The organism is Streptomyces sp. LaPpAH-108 (genome assembly GCF_000373625.1).
Classification (GTDB): domain Bacteria; phylum Actinomycetota; class Actinomycetes; order Streptomycetales; family Streptomycetaceae; genus Streptomyces.
The window spans coordinates 384,292-399,600 of the sequence record NZ_KB891994.1; the positions used below are offsets into that span (position 1 = coordinate 384,292).

The 15,309-nt window shown below is 72.1% G+C and carries 13 protein-coding genes and 1 CRISPR repeat array; of the genes, 11 read left to right on the top strand and 2 right to left on the bottom strand.

Annotated elements, in window-relative coordinates; genetic code table 11:
- The first annotated feature begins 69 nt into the window (after positions 1–69).
- From casB to mmuM, 8 genes are all read left to right on the top strand, one after another.
- Positions 70–804: a type I-E CRISPR-associated protein Cse2/CasB gene (gene casB, locus B079_RS32210; RefSeq protein WP_234016807.1), complete on the top strand. Its 735-nt coding sequence runs from the start codon at positions 70–72 to the stop codon at positions 802–804.
- A gap of 42 nt (positions 805–846) precedes the next feature.
- Complete coding sequence (cas7e, locus tag B079_RS0117390; RefSeq protein ID WP_018547118.1) at positions 847–2,040, top strand: type I-E CRISPR-associated protein Cas7/Cse4/CasC; 1,194 nt, start codon at positions 847–849, stop codon at positions 2,038–2,040.
- A complete protein-coding gene (gene cas5e / locus B079_RS0117395; protein ID WP_018547119.1) occupies positions 2,037–2,843 on the top strand; it encodes a type I-E CRISPR-associated protein Cas5/CasD in 807 nt (268 codons plus the stop codon). Before cas7e ends, cas5e begins: the two co-directional genes overlap by 4 nt.
- Positions 2,844–2,851: 8 nt before the next feature.
- Entirely contained in the window at positions 2,852–3,685 is an 834-nt protein-coding gene (gene cas6e / locus B079_RS0117400; RefSeq protein ID WP_026248793.1) for a type I-E CRISPR-associated protein Cas6/Cse3/CasE, read from the top strand.
- Between the two features lie 5 nt (positions 3,686–3,690).
- Positions 3,691–4,653, top strand: coding sequence for a type I-E CRISPR-associated endonuclease Cas1e (gene cas1e, locus B079_RS0117405; protein WP_026248794.1), 963 nt, complete (start codon positions 3,691–3,693; stop codon positions 4,651–4,653).
- Complete coding sequence (cas2e, locus tag B079_RS0117410) at positions 4,650–5,021, top strand: type I-E CRISPR-associated endoribonuclease Cas2e (protein ID WP_026248795.1); 372 nt, start codon at positions 4,650–4,652, stop codon at positions 5,019–5,021. The genes cas1e and cas2e overlap by 4 nt, the downstream gene beginning before the upstream one ends.
- Before the next feature lie 92 nt (positions 5,022–5,113).
- Positions 5,114–6,301: direct repeats of the CRISPR family, unit length 29 nt; unit sequence GTGGTCCCCGCACATGCGGGGGTGGTCCC.
- Between the two features lie 163 nt (positions 6,302–6,464).
- The gene (locus B079_RS33990) at positions 6,465–6,911 is read left to right on the top strand and encodes an alpha/beta fold hydrolase (protein ID WP_078495979.1); all 447 of its coding nucleotides are present in this window, start codon (positions 6,465–6,467) and stop codon (positions 6,909–6,911) included.
- Positions 6,908–7,858, top strand: a complete 951-nt coding sequence (gene mmuM / locus B079_RS0117420) for a homocysteine S-methyltransferase (RefSeq protein WP_018547123.1) — start codon at positions 6,908–6,910, stop codon at positions 7,856–7,858. Before B079_RS33990 ends, mmuM begins: the two co-directional genes overlap by 4 nt.
- Positions 7,859–8,282: 424 nt before the next feature.
- Here the strand turns inward: mmuM and B079_RS0117425 are convergent, their stop codons facing one another.
- Positions 8,283–9,857 (bottom strand): carboxylesterase/lipase family protein, encoded by a 1,575-nt coding sequence (locus tag B079_RS0117425; protein WP_199779927.1) that lies wholly within the window; start codon positions 9,855–9,857, stop codon positions 8,283–8,285.
- A gap of 195 nt (positions 9,858–10,052) precedes the next feature.
- Complete coding sequence (locus tag B079_RS0117430; RefSeq protein WP_199779928.1) at positions 10,053–11,207, bottom strand: YihY/virulence factor BrkB family protein; 1,155 nt, start codon at positions 11,205–11,207, stop codon at positions 10,053–10,055.
- Positions 11,208–11,728: 521 nt separating this feature from the next.
- Between B079_RS0117430 and B079_RS32220 the strand changes: the two genes are divergently transcribed.
- From B079_RS32220 to B079_RS0117445, 3 genes are all read left to right on the top strand, one after another.
- A complete protein-coding gene (locus tag B079_RS32220; protein WP_018547126.1) occupies positions 11,729–13,048 on the top strand; it encodes a GAF domain-containing protein in 1,320 nt (439 codons plus the stop codon).
- Positions 13,049–13,206: 158 nt separating this feature from the next.
- Complete coding sequence (locus B079_RS0117440; protein ID WP_026248797.1) at positions 13,207–14,541, top strand: hypothetical protein; 1,335 nt, start codon at positions 13,207–13,209, stop codon at positions 14,539–14,541.
- Positions 14,542–14,617: 76 nt separating this feature from the next.
- Complete coding sequence (locus B079_RS0117445; RefSeq protein WP_018547128.1) at positions 14,618–15,193, top strand: GNAT family N-acetyltransferase; 576 nt, start codon at positions 14,618–14,620, stop codon at positions 15,191–15,193.
- Positions 15,194–15,309: the final 116 nt, after the last annotated feature.

The following is a 15,309-nucleotide window of genomic DNA, read 5'->3' on the forward strand; positions in this document are numbered from 1 at the left end:
CAGGTCATCGGCAAACTCCAAGCCGGATACCGACAAGACGCTCCGTGGGCCGTCGCCTCAGTAGCACGGTTGCGTCGCGAGGCCGGCAGGGAAGCGCATGTCTCGCCGACGGCCTGGGGGCTCGAGCACTTGGAACGGCTGGCCGACCTTCGTGAGGAACGTCATGAGGCCGTGCAAGAAGCACGCGCTGCCCGGACCGTGGATCCGGTCTACCTCACTTCCCGCCCCTATCTCGCCCGCGAGGACAACGAGCACCGGGAGGACACCGCTGTCCACCTGGCGGTGACGGTGTGGGCACTGCATCAGCAGTCGCTGCGGGACGACGCCATGCACCAGCCGGGATGGACTCTCGGCCGGGCCGTGCGACGGCTCGCCCACAAAGGCTCCGCCCCCCGGACCACGGCTGATCCGGGGGACACGAAAACCGGCCGTGCACAAGCTTCCGGCGGAGGAGCTGAGGGCTCGGGAGCCGTCGAGGAGGTCAGCGAGACCGTCCGCCGACGCTTCGTGCGGGTCGGCACTGCGCCGGACACGGAGGTCCTGGCCACTCGGCTCCGGGAACTGGTGCTGCTCCTGCGCACAGCACGTATCCCTCTGGACTACGCCCTCCTCGCCGATCAGCTCTTGTGGTGGCAGGACGAGAACCTCCGGGACACCGTACGCCGGACGTGGGGACGCGACTTCCACCGCAGGTACCGACCGGCTGTTGACGATGCCGAAGAAGGAGCTGCCGGTTTGCCGGACTCCTCGGAGTCCCCGGACAGCATGGCTCTGGATCCGGAGGAATTCGACGGCGATTCCTGATCAAGCTTCCCGGAACCCGGTCACAACAGAAAGGGAACTCCTGTGACCCGCACCATCCTGGACATCCACATCCTGCAGAACGTGCCGCCCAGCAACATGAACCGCGACGACACCGGAACACCGAAATCCGCGTACTTCGGTGGCGTACGCCGGGCCCGTGTGTCCAGCCAGGCATGGAAGCGCGCCACCCGGAAGCGCTTCGAGGAACTCCTGCCGCCGGAGGAGCTGGGCGTGCGGACGAAGAAGGTGGTGGAGGCGCTGGCACAGCGCATCACGGCGCACGATCCGGCTCTCACCGACAGCGCGGCGAAACTGGCGGAGGAGGTACTGAAGTCCGCCACCGGCTCGTCGCTCGAGGTACCGAAGCGCAAGGTGAAGGACGACAGCGAGAGGACAGCGGTCGCCGAGTCGAAGTACCTCATGTTCCTCAGCCGCCGCCAGCTCGATGCGCTGGCCGAGCTGGCGGTGACGGCGAGTGGTGGCGGAGACGTCGATACGCTGAAGAAGTCCCTCAAGGAAAAGGAGCAGAAAGCGCGGGCCCGCAGCGCGGTCGACACCCGGCATTCGGTCGACATCGCGCTCTTCGGCCGGATGGTCGCCGACTCGGCGGACTTGAACGTCGAGGCGGCCACGCAGGTCGCGCACGCCCTCAGCGTGCACCGATCCGACATCGAGTCCGACTACTACACGGCCGTCGACGACCTCAACGAGGAGTCGGAGACCGGTGCGGGCATGATCGGCACCGTCGACTTCAACTCCGCGACCCTGTACCGGTACGCGGCTGTCGACGTGGACGAGCTCCAGCGCAACCTCGGCGTCGGCCTCAAGGACGGTGAGTCTCCGACCACCCCGGCCGCCAAGGCGATCGCCGCTTTCCTGGAAGCGTTCATCACCTCTCTGCCGACTGGGAAGATCAACACATTCGGCAATCACACCGTGCCGTCCGCCGTGATCGTCAAGATCCGGGACCGGTGGCCGCTGAGCTTTGTCGGTGCCTTTGAGGAGCCGGTTCCGAAGACCGACCAAGGTGGCTTCCTCCGGGAGAGCTGCCATCGACTCGCGGCGTATGTGCGGGACGTCGAACGGCAGTACGGGATCGAGGGCGGCCCGACCTGGGTGTTCCGTGTGGGAGAGGAGACCCGTGAGCTGGCGGCCCTTGGGGACGGGGTGACACTGAAGGAGCTGCTCGACCGGATTCGGCGGACGGTCGGGGAGCGGTTGGAGACCGGCGTATGACAACGCTGTTGCTACGGCTCGCCGGCCCGCTCCAAGCGTGGGGATCGGCTGCCCGGTTCACGCAGCGCACCACGGAGAACGCTCCCACCAAAAGCGGCGTCCTGGGTCTGCTCGCCGCTGCCCAGGGCCGTCCGCGGGGCGCCGACCTGTCGGACCTGGCCGCACTGCGCTTCGGTGTCCGTATCGACCAACCCGGCTCCCGCCTCAAGGACTTCCACAAGGCGGAGAACACCGACACGGGCCGTGTCATGCCTCTGTCGGACCGGTACTACCTTGCTGACGCCGTCTTCGTCGTGGGCGTGGAAGGCGACGAGCAGTTCGTCCGACACCTCCACGAGGCCGTCGCCGCACCTCGCTTCCTTCCCTATCTGGGGCGCCGATCCTGCCCTCCCTCGCGTCCGCTCCTCTTCGAGGAGTCGCTCAGTGACCTGCCCCTCGACGATGCTTTGCGGGAGGCACCGTGGCAGGCGGCCCGCTGGTACGTACGGCAGACGGAGCGGGTGCCCAGGGGAGGGTTTCGTGCGGAAGGACGGCTGTCCGGCCCGCAGGAGTTGGACCTGCTGCTGGACTGTCCCTCCGACGAGACGCCCGACTTCTCGCTCCGTGACACACCGCTCACCTTCGACCCCCGCCACCGGCAGTACGCCATGCGCGGCATACGGACCGGTCATATGGACGCGCCGCTCCCGCACGACCCGACCGCCCATCTCCGCCCGGTTCCACCGGAAGCCCCGTCATCCTCGAACGCGGGCTCTTTCTCCGCTGCCGCCGACTTCGACCAGCCGACCACGGATGCCTCCTAGGACCGACGATGTACCTGACCCGCTTCCGCATCAACACCGCCCGGACCGATGCTCGACGACTCCTTGGTTCACCGCACCGTCTGCACGGCGCGGTGAACATGGCGTTCCCGGAACCTCTGGCGAGGGACGGAGCGGGCCCCCGCGTCCTGTGGCGGCTGGACCAGGCCCCGGGAGGCCGGGCTGACTTGCTCATCTCCAGTCCTGGTCGGCCGGACCTCACTCACCTCGCCGAGCAGGCGGGCTGGCCGACCCTCGGCCAGGAGGGCTGGACCACGTTCGCCTACGGGGAGTTCCTGGACTCTCTCGCCGAGGGCGATGTATGGGCCTTCCGTCTCACCGCCAATCCGGTCCACCACATCCGGCGCGAACAGGACCCCGTCGGTGCTCCGACCAAGCGGGCAGCCCATGTCACCGTGCGCCATCAGCTCGACTGGCTTCTCAAGCAGCAGGAACGAGCCGGGTTCACGGTGTTGCGCCGGTCGGTCCCCGCGACACCCGCGACCGTCGACACCATGGAGGCCGCGCCGGAAGCGGACACTCCCCTGCCGAGCCCGGTCGACGACGAGCGCACGACGACAGCACCGGTCCTGGCCGGGGAACCTGAGGAGTGGGAATACCAGGTCGTCGTCCACGACCGCACTCCGGTCCGTTTCGGCAAAGCGCCGGGCCGCACGTCACGCTCTTCTGCCGTGTCCGGTCGAGACGTCCGCTTCGCGCGGGCCACGTTCGACGGACGCCTCCAGATCACCGACCTCGCGGCCTTCCGTCGTACGCTCACCCACGGGCTGGGCAAGGCGAAAGCGTACGGCTGTGGCCTCATGACCCTCGCACCGGTGCGGTGAGCGACATGAGCACCGTCGGCAAACGAAGTCTCTCCTCGCCGCGCGAACTGACACGGGTCGGTGACCGCATTTCCTTTCTCTACCTGGAACGTTGCACTGTCCACCGTGATGACAACGCCATCACCGCGACGGACGCCGACGGCGTCACCCACATCCCCTCCGCCACACTCGGCACGCTGCTGCTCGGCCCCGGCACACGTGTCACCCACCAGGCCATGGCCCTCCTCGGAGAGAGCGGAGCCGCGGTGATCTGGGTCGGCGAACATGGCGTGCGCTTCTACTCCGGCGGACGCGCCCTCACCCGCTCCTCGGGGCTGCTGGAGGCACAAGCGACGGCGTGGGCGAACCGTCGCACGCGGGTGGAAGTGGCCCGTGCCATGTACCGCATGCGCTTCCCGGACGAGGATCCCGCCGGTCGTACACGTGACGAACTGCTGCGCATGGAGGGGCGGCGGGTCAAGGAGTGCTACCGCCGGGAATCCGCCCGGACCGGTGTCCCGTGGGTCCGACGTGACTACCACCGCAACGATTTCTCCGCCGGTGACGCTCCCAACCAGGGCATCACGGCGGCGGCTCAGTGCATGTACGGTGTCGCCCACGCGGTGGTGGCAGCACTCGGCTGCTCGCCGGGGCTCGGCTTCGTGCACTCAGGGCACGAACGCTCCTTCGTCCTGGACATCGCCGACCTCTACAAGACCGAGATCGCGATCCCGGCGGCCTTCGATGCTGCTGCCGCAGGCGAGGACGACGTCCCTACCCGCACTCGTCGCGCACTGCGCGACCGCATCAACGAGACCGGCCTTCTCGAACGTTGCGCGGACGACATCAAGAAGCTCCTCCGCTACCCCCAACTCACGGCCAAACAGGCAGCCTTCAGTGACGAGGACGCGGACAAAGTGGGCCTGCAGACCGACAGCGGTCACTTGCTCGCAGGTGGCCGCAATTACGGGGACGAGCCCATCTGGTGACCGTGATCATCCTCACCAACTGCCCTGCCGGGCTGCGCGGCTTCCTCACACGCTGGCTTCTGGAAATCTCGCCCGGAGTCTTCCTCGGCTCCCCATCAGCGCGCGTACGCGACATCCTATGGAATGAGGTCCGCACCTACTCCGGCCAAGGCCGCGCCCTGCTCGCCCACACGACCGACAACGAACAGGGCTTCACCTTCCGTACCCACGACCATGCCTGGCACCCGACCGACCACGAGGGCCTCACCCTCCTCCACCGCCCCGCACCCCCCGCCCAGCGCCACACCGGAGGCACCCCTCCACCACCGAACCAAACCCCCGAGCAGGGGTGGAGCAAGGCGGCCAAGAGACGGAGGTTTGGCCGATAAGTTCCTCTATTTCACGAATCAGCGATATGTCGCACCTTGGTAAAGTGGGTAAAATCCACCGTCCGTACGTCTGAACATGCAGCTCAGCGCCAGTGGTCCCCGCACATGCGGGGGTGGTCCCGGGCCGCTGGGGCAGTGGCGGAAGAAGGGATGGTGGTCCCCGCACATGCGGGGGTGGTCCCGGCACGTCGGCCGGGGCCGAAGCGGGGGGTTCGTGGTCCCCGCACATGCGGGGGTGGTCCCGCCAGCTGCTCCGCGAGCCGGTTCTCGCCGGAGTGGTCCCCGCACATGCGGGGGTGGTCCCATCCTCGCCGCCGCCGACAGCGCCCCCGGTAGGTGGTCCCCGCACATGCGGGGGTGGTCCCCGCCGGCCTTCTACGTCGCCACCTCGCGGATGGTGGTCCCCGCACATGCGGGGGTGGTCCGGCACGGCAGCGCGGACAGGTTCAGTGCTGGCAGTGGTCCCCGCACATGCGGGGGTGGTCCCTCCGTCGGAGACCTCGCCATGGACTGGGTGACGTGGTCCCCGCACATGCGGGGGTGGTCCCGTGCCACCCCCCGCCTGCACGGTGCCGCCCATGTGGTCCCCGCACATGCGGGGGTGGTCCCGTGCCACCCCCCGCCTGCACGGTGCCGCCCATGTGGTCCCCGCGCATGCGGGGGTGGTCCCTCGCCGCCAAGGACCTCCAATACGAAGGTCTGGTGGTCCCCGCGCATGCGGGGGTGGTCCCGCTCACGGCGGAAGTGTCCGCATGAGCCTTCCGTGGTCCCCGCGCATGCGGGGGTGGTCCCTTGTCCCGTCCCGGGAACGCGGGCGGGGTGAGGTGGTCCCCGCGCATGCGGGGGTGGTCCCACGACCTGTTCGGCATCCCGCCCAAGCCCGGCGTGGTCCCTGCGCATGCGGGGTTGGTCCGACGTCTCCGGCGGCCACAGCCAGTCCGTCAAGGTGGTCCCTGCGCATGCGGGGTTGGTCCCGCGGGCGTGCAGCTGGAGCAGTTCAAGCGGCGGTGGTCCCTGCGCATGCAGGGTTGGTCTCTCGTCCAGGGCCTTGCCGAGACCGAGTTCAACGTGGTCCCTGCGCATGCGGGGTTGGTCCCTTCTTTCGCAGGCCCACGGACAGGGCCGTCAGGTGGTCCCTGCGCATGCGGGGGTGGTCCCGGCGGCGCCACGCTCAACCCGCAGGTCCGCTGGTGGTCCCTGCCCATGCGGGGGTGGTCCCAGGGCGGGCAGGACTCGCGACACCGGCCCCCAGTGGTCCCTGCGCATGCGGGGGTGGTCCACGGTGCCGTCCGGGTCCAGGCCCCGGAAGGACGTGGTCCCTGCGCATGCGGGTGGTCCCGACGCCGTGGAGTAGCCGACTTCTGTGGCCACGTGGTCCCTGCGCATGCAGGGGTGGTCCCGCTGATGCGCATCCTGCGCAAGCCATATCGCTGTGGTCCCTGCGTGTTCGGGACCAGCTCGGGTGGGATCGCGGCTCTCGACCTGCTCGCCCGGCACCCCGGCCGGCTGGCGCACGTGGTCGCGCACGAGCCGCCGTGCCTGTCGGTGCTGCTGGACGGCGCGGAGCGGCGGCGTGAGCTGGTCGCGGCGGTGGATGGTGGTGAACGGCCACGTCCTGAGGGTCCGATGGGTGTCTTTCTCGCACATGTGTTGCGCCCGTTCACGGCGTACGTGCCCGCCGCACCGGCCGAGCCGGGACGGCTGACGCTCGCCGTGGGGGCGGACTCGCGGGGTGAACTGTCGGGCCGGGCCGCCGAGTTCCTGGCCTCCCGGTTCGGCAGCCGGTTGCTGGAGTTCCCGGGCGGGCATCTGGGCACGCTGGAGCATCCGGTGGAGTTCGCGGACCGGCTGACCGAGGTGCTGCTCGGGGGACTAGCTTCGGGGGTATGAGCAGCGATCCCGGTACGAGCCGCGATTCCGGTGCACGCGGCACCCCCTCGCTGGCCGAGGCACTGGCCGCCGGGCCGCTCGTGCTGGACGGTGGTCTCTCCAACCAGCTCGCGGCGGCCGGGCACGATCTGTCGGACGAGCTGTGGTCGGCGCGGCTGCTGGCCGAGCGGCCGGAGGCGGTGGCCGAGGCCCATCTCGCCTATTTCGCGGCGGGCGCCGACGTCGCGATCACCGCGAGCTACCAGGCCACCTTCGAGGGCTTCGGCAGCCGCGGGATCGGGCGGGCCACGGCCGCGCGGCTGATGGCGTCGAGCGTGGAGCTGGCGCGGGAGGCGGCCCGTGCGGCGGGGGTGGCGCGTCCGTTGTGGGTGGCGGCGTCGGCGGGGCCGTACGGGGCGATGCTCGCGGACGGGTCCGAGTACCGGGGGCGGTACGGGCTGAGCGTGGCGGAGCTGGAACGCTTCCACCGGCCGCGCCTCGAGGTGCTGGCGGAGGCGGGCCCCGACGTGCTGGCCCTGGAGACCGTGCCCGACACCGACGAGGCGGTGGCGCTGCTGCGCGCGGTGCGTGGGCTCGGGGTGCCGGTGTGGCTGTCGTACACCGTCGCCGGGCGGCACACGCGGGCCGGGCAGCCGCTGGAGGAGGCGTTCGGGCTCGCGGCCGACGTGGACGAGGTGATCGCGGTGGGCGTCAACTGCTGCGCCCCCGAGGACGCGCTGCACGCCGTCGGGACGGCCCACCGGGTGACGGGCAAGCCGGTCGTGGTCTACCCCAACAGCGGCGAGTCCTGGGACGCGGAGGCCCGCACGTGGGACGGGCGCGCGACCTTCGACACCGGTCTGGTGGACGCCTGGCGGGCTGCGGGGGCGCGGCTGATCGGGGGGTGCTGCCGGGTGGGTCCGGAGACGATCGGGGCGGTGGCGGGGCGGGTGGCGGAGGCCCGCTGAGGGGGCGGTGTGTGGAGGATCGGGGCGGTGGCCCGGCGGGCGGCGGAATCCCGCTGAGCGGAGGGGCGGCGGGTGGCGGATCGGGGCCGTGGCCCGGCAGGAGACGGCGACCGGCAGTGGAGTCGGCGGGACCGGGCCCGGGGCGCCGGGTGGCGGAATCCCGCTGCGCAGGGGCGGCATCTGACGATACGGTCGGCGGGTCCAGGGCCGGTGGGCCGGGCCTCGTCGGTCGGTTCGGCCTGTGCCGGGCGGAGGGCGGTCGGGCCGAACGGCGGCCACGGGGCCGCGAGCCGGACGGCTGCCGCGTCCGCGCGTCCGCCCCGACCGGCGCCCCGGGTGCCGCGCGGCGACTCCCACGCCGGGTGTCGATGCCGCGCGGCGATGGACGGCGACTGCCGCACCGGACGGCCGCGCCTCCGACCCCTCAGTGCCGTCGGCCCACCGACACCCGCCGCAACCGGCGTACCGCCGAGGACAGGTCGGCCCTGGGAATGCGGACGATGGACGTCGTGGGGGTGGGTTCCCGTAGGGGTGGGGCCGTGGCCCAGAGGGCGATCTCGGGGTCGTGGGGGCCGTGGGTGAGGCCGGGGCCGTCGCCGTCGTCGAAGACCCTTACGGGGTGGGTGGCGTCCCACGCGGGCCAGCCGGGGTCGCCGGTGGCGGCGAAGCGGACCCAGGCGGCGTGCATGGTGTCGGCCAGGTGCTGCGGGGCGCCGTGCCCGGCGAGCTTGACCGACTCCGGCACCTCGCCGGTGTCGAAGACGAAGCCCAGCTCCAGGGCGTGGCAGGCGCCGAGGCCGGGGCGGTGGGACTGCCAGGCGAACTCGTAGAGGTGCGCGGCGCCGGGGCGGGCGTCGGCGATGCGGTGCAGCGGCACGCGCACCATGTGGTCGGTGACCATCTGGCCGACGATCTCGGCGGCCCCCGCCTCCGGGTGCAGGGCGCGGTAGCCGCGCGGTACCTCGTAGCCGACCCGGCACCGGGCCATGGCCCCGGCCAGTGCGACGGCGCCGAGCCGGTCGACGCGTTCGACGAGCCCGCCGGGGACCAGCCACAGCCGGTACTCGTCCCGGGTCCAGCCCATCAGCAGTTCCACACCGGGTGCCGCCGTGCCGTCGACCAGCGCCTGGAGCGGGTCGGCGGGGACGAGGTCGCCGTCCGGGACGATGCCGAAAGCGGGCCCGCCGAGCACGGGGCTGCTCAGCCGCCCCACCTCGGCCTGGGCGCGCAGCAGCAGGTCGCGGTCGACGGCGGCGAAGGCGGCGGCCGTGGCCGGGACCTTCAGCCGGGCGGCCATACGGCGCACCATCCGCCGTACCTTGTCGCGCTCGGAGACCTCCGGCGCGCCGCTCTGCAGGACGGCCCGCCGCACCAGCCCCCGCGTCTCGGGGACGGTGAGCAGGACGCCGACGCTGATGGCACCGGCCGACTGACCGGCCAGGGTCACGTTCGCGGGGTCGCCGCCGAAGGCCGCGATGTTCTCGTGGACCCAGCGCAGGGCGGCGAGCTGGTCGCGCAGGCCGGGGTTGGCGGGCGCGTCCGGGAACAGGCCGTAGCCCTCGATGCCGAGCCGGTAGTTGACCGAGACGAGGACGACCCCGTCACGGGCGAAGGCTCCGCCGCCGTACACCGGCACGGCCGAGGATCCCCTGGTCAGCGCGCCGCCGTGCAGCCAGACCAGGACAGGGAGCCGGGCGCCGGGGCCGGGCTCGGGGGTCCAGACGTTGAGGTTGAGGCATGCGTCGCCGGGGATCACCGGGTCGGAGAGGTAGCCGGAGAACGCCTCGGAGTACGGCACCTGCGGCGCGGTCGGGCCGTAGTCCCCGGCGTCGCGCACCCCGTCCCAGGGCTCGTGCGGCTCGGGCGGCAGGAACCGCCGGGTGCCGAAGGGCGGCGCGGCGTACGGGATGCCCCGGAACACGGCGACGTCCTGCTCGTACCGTCCGTGTACGGCCCCCTGAAGCGTGCGGACCACCGGGTCCGTCCGGTCTGCGGTCATCGCCCACCAGCCCTTCGCCGCGCACATGTGTCGATCACACACAGAGCGTGTGGCGATCGCTCATGGCACCACATAGCAGAGCACCACATGTCAGAGCGCCGCACAGGGCTGGTGTATTCCCTTGCACGGACCCGTGCAACACCCCTCCGTACGCCGGGACGGCCCGCGCAGGTCACACGGGGCCCGCGCCCCCGCTCACCGCTCCGGGTGCCCCCGGTCCGTGCCGCCCTTGGGCGCATGGTGGGTGTTCCTGGCGTGGGTGCGCAGCCGTCCGGTGATGTCCTCGGGCGGCAGGAAGCGGGACCAGCGTTCGGGGAACTCGGAGGGCATGTCGGGGTCGTCCGGGTCGCTCTCGCGGGCCGCGGCGGCCCGGGCCACGTACTCGGCGATCTGGACCTCGCGCTGGCGTTCGTTGGCCTCGCGGGCGGCGGCCGTGGCGGCGGCGGGCCAGACCCGGTCGATGGCGGCGTTCACCGCCGCGCCCACGAGCACGGCGAACGCGGACACACCGATCCACAGCAGCACGGCGACGGCGGCGGCCAGGGAGCCGTAGATGGTGGCGCCCTCGATGGTGTGGGTGAGATACACCCGCAGCAGAAGGCTGCCCAGGACCCACATGGCGAGCGCGACCAGGGCGCCGGGCACGTCCTCGATCCATGGGGAGCGGACCGGGACGGAGACGTGGTAGAGCGTGGTCAGGAAGACGATGGACAGGACGATGACCACGGGCCAGTAGAGCACCTTGACGACCGTCGCCGACCAGGGCAGCACCCCGACCACCGCGTCAGGACCGGCCACCATCAGCGGCAGCGCCACCGAGCCGATCAGCAGGGCCACGATGAACAGCAGGAAGGCCATGATGCGGGTCTTGACGATGCCCCGGACGCCGTCGAGCCCGTACATCACGGTGATGGTGTCGATGAAGACGTTCACCGCGCGGGAGCCGGACCACAGGGCGAACAGGAAGCCGATGGAGATGACGTCGGGTCTGCCGCCCTTCATCACGTCGTCGAGGATCGGCTCGGCGATCTCCTTGACGCCCTTGTTCGACAGGACGGTGCGCGAGGCCTCCAGGAGGTTGGTCTCCAGGCTGTGGATGGTGTCGGCGCCGGTCCAGTCGTCGACGTAGCCGAGGAGGCCGATGAGGCTGAGCAGCAGGGGCGGCACGGACAGCAGCGTGAAGAAGGCCGCCTCGGCCGCGAGGCCCAGGATGCGGTACTCCATGCAGGAATTGACGGTGTCCGTCAGCAGCAGCCAGGCGGTCCTCCGCTTGGAGACGTTCCGGTAAAGAGCTCTGGCCCGGTGGAGGCGGCCCCGGAGCCGTTCGGGGGTTTCACTTGCTGACTGCACGTCCTAACGGTATCCGGCGCGGCGCGCGGCCCTCACCTCGCGGGGCGGAACGCCTGTGCCGCGAGGCCGATGAGCGCGCATGGGCCAGGGCGCGCACGACGGGTCCGCACGCGCCGGGTGGCGCCGGGCGGCGCCGGTGTCCGCGCGCCGGGCGGCCGTCCGCGGGGGCGCGGGGTCTCGGAGTCGCCGCGTCTCGGGGGCGCCTGGTCGCGTCTCCAGGGCCGTTCTCCGGGTCGCGGGGGTGGTGCTGCGCCGACACGGCACCACCCCCGCCCCTCGGGCCCCTTGGAGGGCGCGCGCACCGCCCGAGGGCGGCGCAGGGCTCAAGTGTCGGTGCGCTTCGTGCCGTTCACCAGGGTTGCAGGGGGTTGCAACTTGTTGCCGAGAGTGCGCGGAGCGGTGTGCCCGGACCCCACTCGACGGCAGTATGGGGAACCGCTGTCCCGGAAGCCGCCGCCGGGTTGGCTCGACACATGTGTTGGACGCCTATCTTCCGGGAGGCGCAAGTGGTGGACCCGCCTATGAACATGGCGCGACTGGCCGCCGTGGACGCGGCACAGGCGGCGCGGGTGCTGAACGAGGTGCGCGAGGCCCGACTCGCCGGGAAGCGGGCGCGGATCGCGCCCCGGCCGGTGATCGAGCAGTCCTGGGCGCGGGTGCTGCGCAGCGGCGTGGACCCCGAACAGGCCCGTGGCGCGCGGTTGCTGTCCGCCGAGGAGGTGGGGCGCAGACGGCGGGAGTCGCCACTGCGGCACGTGCTGCCGGTGCTGCGCGAGGGTCTGCTGTCGTCGGTCGCGGACGTGGCCCGGCACATCATGGTCGTCGCCGACGCCGAGGGCCGCGTGCTGTGGCGCGAGGGTGCCCCGGCGGTGCTGCGCAAGGCCGACGTGCTCGGCTTCGAGGTGGGGGCCGACTGGCGCGAGGGCGCGGTCGGCACCAACGGCGTGGGCACCCCGGCGGTCGTACGGCGCCCGGTGCAGGTCTTCGCCGCCGAGCACTTCGTCCGCTCGCACGCCTCCTGGACCTGTTCGGGCGCCCCGATCACCGACCCCCGGGACGGCCGGCTGCTCGGTGTGGTGGACGTGAGCGGCCCGCTGGAGACGATGCACCCGGCGACCCTCGCCTGGGTGGACTCGGTGGCCAAACTCGCCGAGGCCCGGCTGCGCGAGCTGCATCTGACCTCGCTGGAGCGGCTGCGCACGGTCGGGGCGCCGGTGCTGGCCCGGCTGGAGGGGCGGGCCCTGTTGGTGGACCGGGACGGCTGGACGGCGGCGGTGACCGGCATGCCGTACGTCCGCCGTCTCCCGCTGCCCAACTCCCTGTCGCCGGGCCGCCGCTGGCTGGCCGCGCTGGGTTCGTGCGCGGTGGAGCCGCTGGCCGGGGGCTGGTTGGTGCGGGCGGCGGACGAGACGGGGGCCGCGGTGCGGATGACGCTGGACCTGTCACGGGCCGACCGCCGCACGCTGACGGTGTCCGGGGCTGCCGGTCCCTGGTCGCGGGAACTGAGCGCCCGGCACGCCGAGTTGCTGCTGCTTCTCGCCGAACACCGCGCGGGGCGCAGCGCGGCCGGTCTCGCGGAGGACCTGTTCGGCGACGCGTCCCGGACGGTGACGGTGCGGGCGGAGATGTCGCGCGTACGGCGTTATCTGGGCGCGCTGTTGCTGGACCGGCCCTACCGGTTCCGGGAGGACGCGGACGTGGAGGTGCTGCTGCCCGAGGAGCCGTCGGAGCTGCTGCCCCACTCGACCGCACCGGCGCTGGCGCGGCTGCGCACTCCGGCGCGGGCCTCGGCCGGGGCGTCCCCCGGCACCGAGTGCGAACACCCGGTCCGAACAGAGTAGGGTGAACGCCCCCCGAACGCGGGCGTCTTCCCCAGTATTTGCGGGGTCCTCCCCCCGGAGCGCCGCTCGCTGCCGTAGCATCCCTGACGGGTCCGCCCAACGGCCTCGCGATCAACGCAACGATCGCCGGGCGCAGTTGGACCGCCTCGGGAGGAGACATGAAGCATCGCGGCAGACACCGCAGGCGCAGACGGGGCATGGCCCTGCGCGCGGTCCTGACCGGGACCGGCCTCGCCCTCACCGCCGCGGCCACGCTGATCAGCGCCTCGCAGGCCACGGTCACCGGCAACCCGGGCTCGCTCAAACCGCTCACCGCGCAGGCGGACACCGCCCCGCTGCGGCTCCAGGAGAACCTGGTGCCCGCGCGTACGCTCGACCGGCTCGCCGGGTCCATGGGGCGCCCGGTCGGGGTGGACACGGTGCTGCGCGGCGCCGACCGCACGATGCGTGTGGGGTCCGCCTGCGACTCCGAGGAGCGCGGCACCCTGCCGCTCACTCCCACCGCCACCCGCTCGTACTGCTGGGACCGTGCCGACGCCGCCGACACCGCCTGGCGTCCCGCCTCGGTGACCACCTCCGGGGACGCGGACGAGGACGGCGTCTGGGGCACCCACCGGGTGGTCCTCACCGGCTGGAGCCACAGCACCACCCGGGGGCCCGGCGCCGAGCGCGGTCTCGCCCGGGTCGCCTTCGTCGACTTCGACGACCCGGCCCGGCCGGTCTACCGCTGGGTGCTGCTCGTGGTGCCCGAGGACGGCGGCCGTGACTACCGGGGGCTGGACTCCCGGATCTCGGGGATGGTCTGGTACGACGACAAACTGCTGGTCAGCGCGGGCCGCACGGGCGCCGAGGCGCTCTACGTCTACGACCTCGACCGTATCCAGCGCACCACCGTGGACGCGCCCGCGATCGGCCGGGTGCCGCACGGCTGGTCGGCGGGCGGCTACCGCTATGTGATGCCCGCCATCGGCTCGTACCGCTTCCACGACGGGCGCTGCGGTGCCTCGGGGCCGCCCTGTCCCGGCCCGCTCTCGCTGGACCGGGGGACCTCGCCCGACAGCCTGGTGGCCGGGGAGCGGACCTCGGCGGGCGGCGAGCGCCGGACCCGGCTGTGGCGGTACGCGTTCAGCAACGCGCCCGCGCGCGGCGGTCTGCTCGCCACCGACTCCACCGGCCGCGCCGACGCGGTCGAGGTGTACCGGACCCGGGCGCGCGACATCCGGGGTGTGCTCTCCTACCACCGTCCGGGCACGGATGTGTCGTCCTGGTACATAGGGACACAGTCGAAGGCGGCGGACAGCCGGGGCGGTCTCTGGCGTCAGGACATCCGTGGCGCGGCGGCGGCCCGCTGTGGCTCGGACTCCTCCCACCACTGCTGGACGGACTCGGCGGGCTCGCTGTCGTACTGGCAGGAGACCGGCGAGGTGTGGTCGCTCTCGGAGCGGATGCTGTTCGCGGTGCCGCTGGCGCGCCTCGAGGAGTCGCTGGACTGACTCCGGGGACGAGGACGGGGACGGACGTGACGAAAGGGATCGACATTCCGACGCGCCCGATGATTCCCTGGCCCTCATGAGCAGCGTCCCTGTCACCACCTGGTCCCTGGAGCAGAACTCCCCCACCGACCTCCTGCCGGCCGCCGCGCCGGAAGGCGACGCGGTGCGGATCGTGCGCGCCGAGGCGCCCTCCCCGGAGTTCAGCCGCTTCCTGTACGCGTCGGTGGGCGGCGACATCCGCTGGACCGACCGGCTCGGCTGGAGCCATGCCCGCTGGCGGGAGTATCTGGAGCGGCCCGGGGTGGAGACATGGGTGGCGTACGAACACGGCACTCCGGCCGGATATGTGGAGCTGGACGCCATGGGTGACGGCGTGGTGGAGATCGCCTACTTCGGGCTGCTGCCCGCTTTCCGGGGACGCGGCATCGGCGGCCATCTGCTGTCGTACGGCACGGCGCGCGCCTGGGATCTGGCGACGCGGTGGGCGGAGCTGCCGCCGACCAAGCGCGTGTGGCTGCACACGTGCAGCTGGGACGGCGAGTTCGCCCGGGCCAACTACGAGCGGCGCGGGTTCACGCTGTTCAAGACCGAGGTCGAGCCCCGGCCCGCGGTGGCGGCGCCCGGTCCGTGGCCCGGCGCGTTCGCGGAGTGAACCCCGTGGCGGGACGGACCGGGCGGAGGCTCCCCGTCCGTCTCGCCATGCAGAATGGATGCGTCCAGAATCCGGACAATGGTGGACTGCCCGGAGATCCGCGTGCAACGCTGCCG

Bases quoted from the DNA above. Each gene is read 5' to 3' on its own strand.
- cas5e (WP_018547119.1), top strand. From the start codon at position 2,037: ATGACAACGCTGTTGCTACGGCTCGCCGGCCCGCTCCAAGCGTGGGGA.
- cas6e (WP_026248793.1), top strand. From the start codon at position 2,852: ATGTACCTGACCCGCTTCCGCATCAACACCGCCCGGACCGATGCTCGA.
- cas1e (WP_026248794.1), top strand. From the start codon at position 3,691: ATGAGCACCGTCGGCAAACGAAGTCTCTCCTCGCCGCGCGAACTGACA.
- mmuM (WP_018547123.1), top strand. From the start codon at position 6,908: ATGAGCAGCGATCCCGGTACGAGCCGCGATTCCGGTGCACGCGGCACC.
- B079_RS0117425 (WP_199779927.1), bottom strand. From the start codon at position 9,857: ATGACCGCAGACCGGACGGACCCGGTGGTCCGCACGCTTCAGGGGGCC.
- B079_RS32220 (WP_018547126.1), top strand. From the start codon at position 11,729: ATGAACATGGCGCGACTGGCCGCCGTGGACGCGGCACAGGCGGCGCGG.
- B079_RS0117440 (WP_026248797.1), top strand. From the start codon at position 13,207: ATGAAGCATCGCGGCAGACACCGCAGGCGCAGACGGGGCATGGCCCTG.
- B079_RS0117445 (WP_018547128.1), top strand. From the start codon at position 14,618: ATGAGCAGCGTCCCTGTCACCACCTGGTCCCTGGAGCAGAACTCCCCC.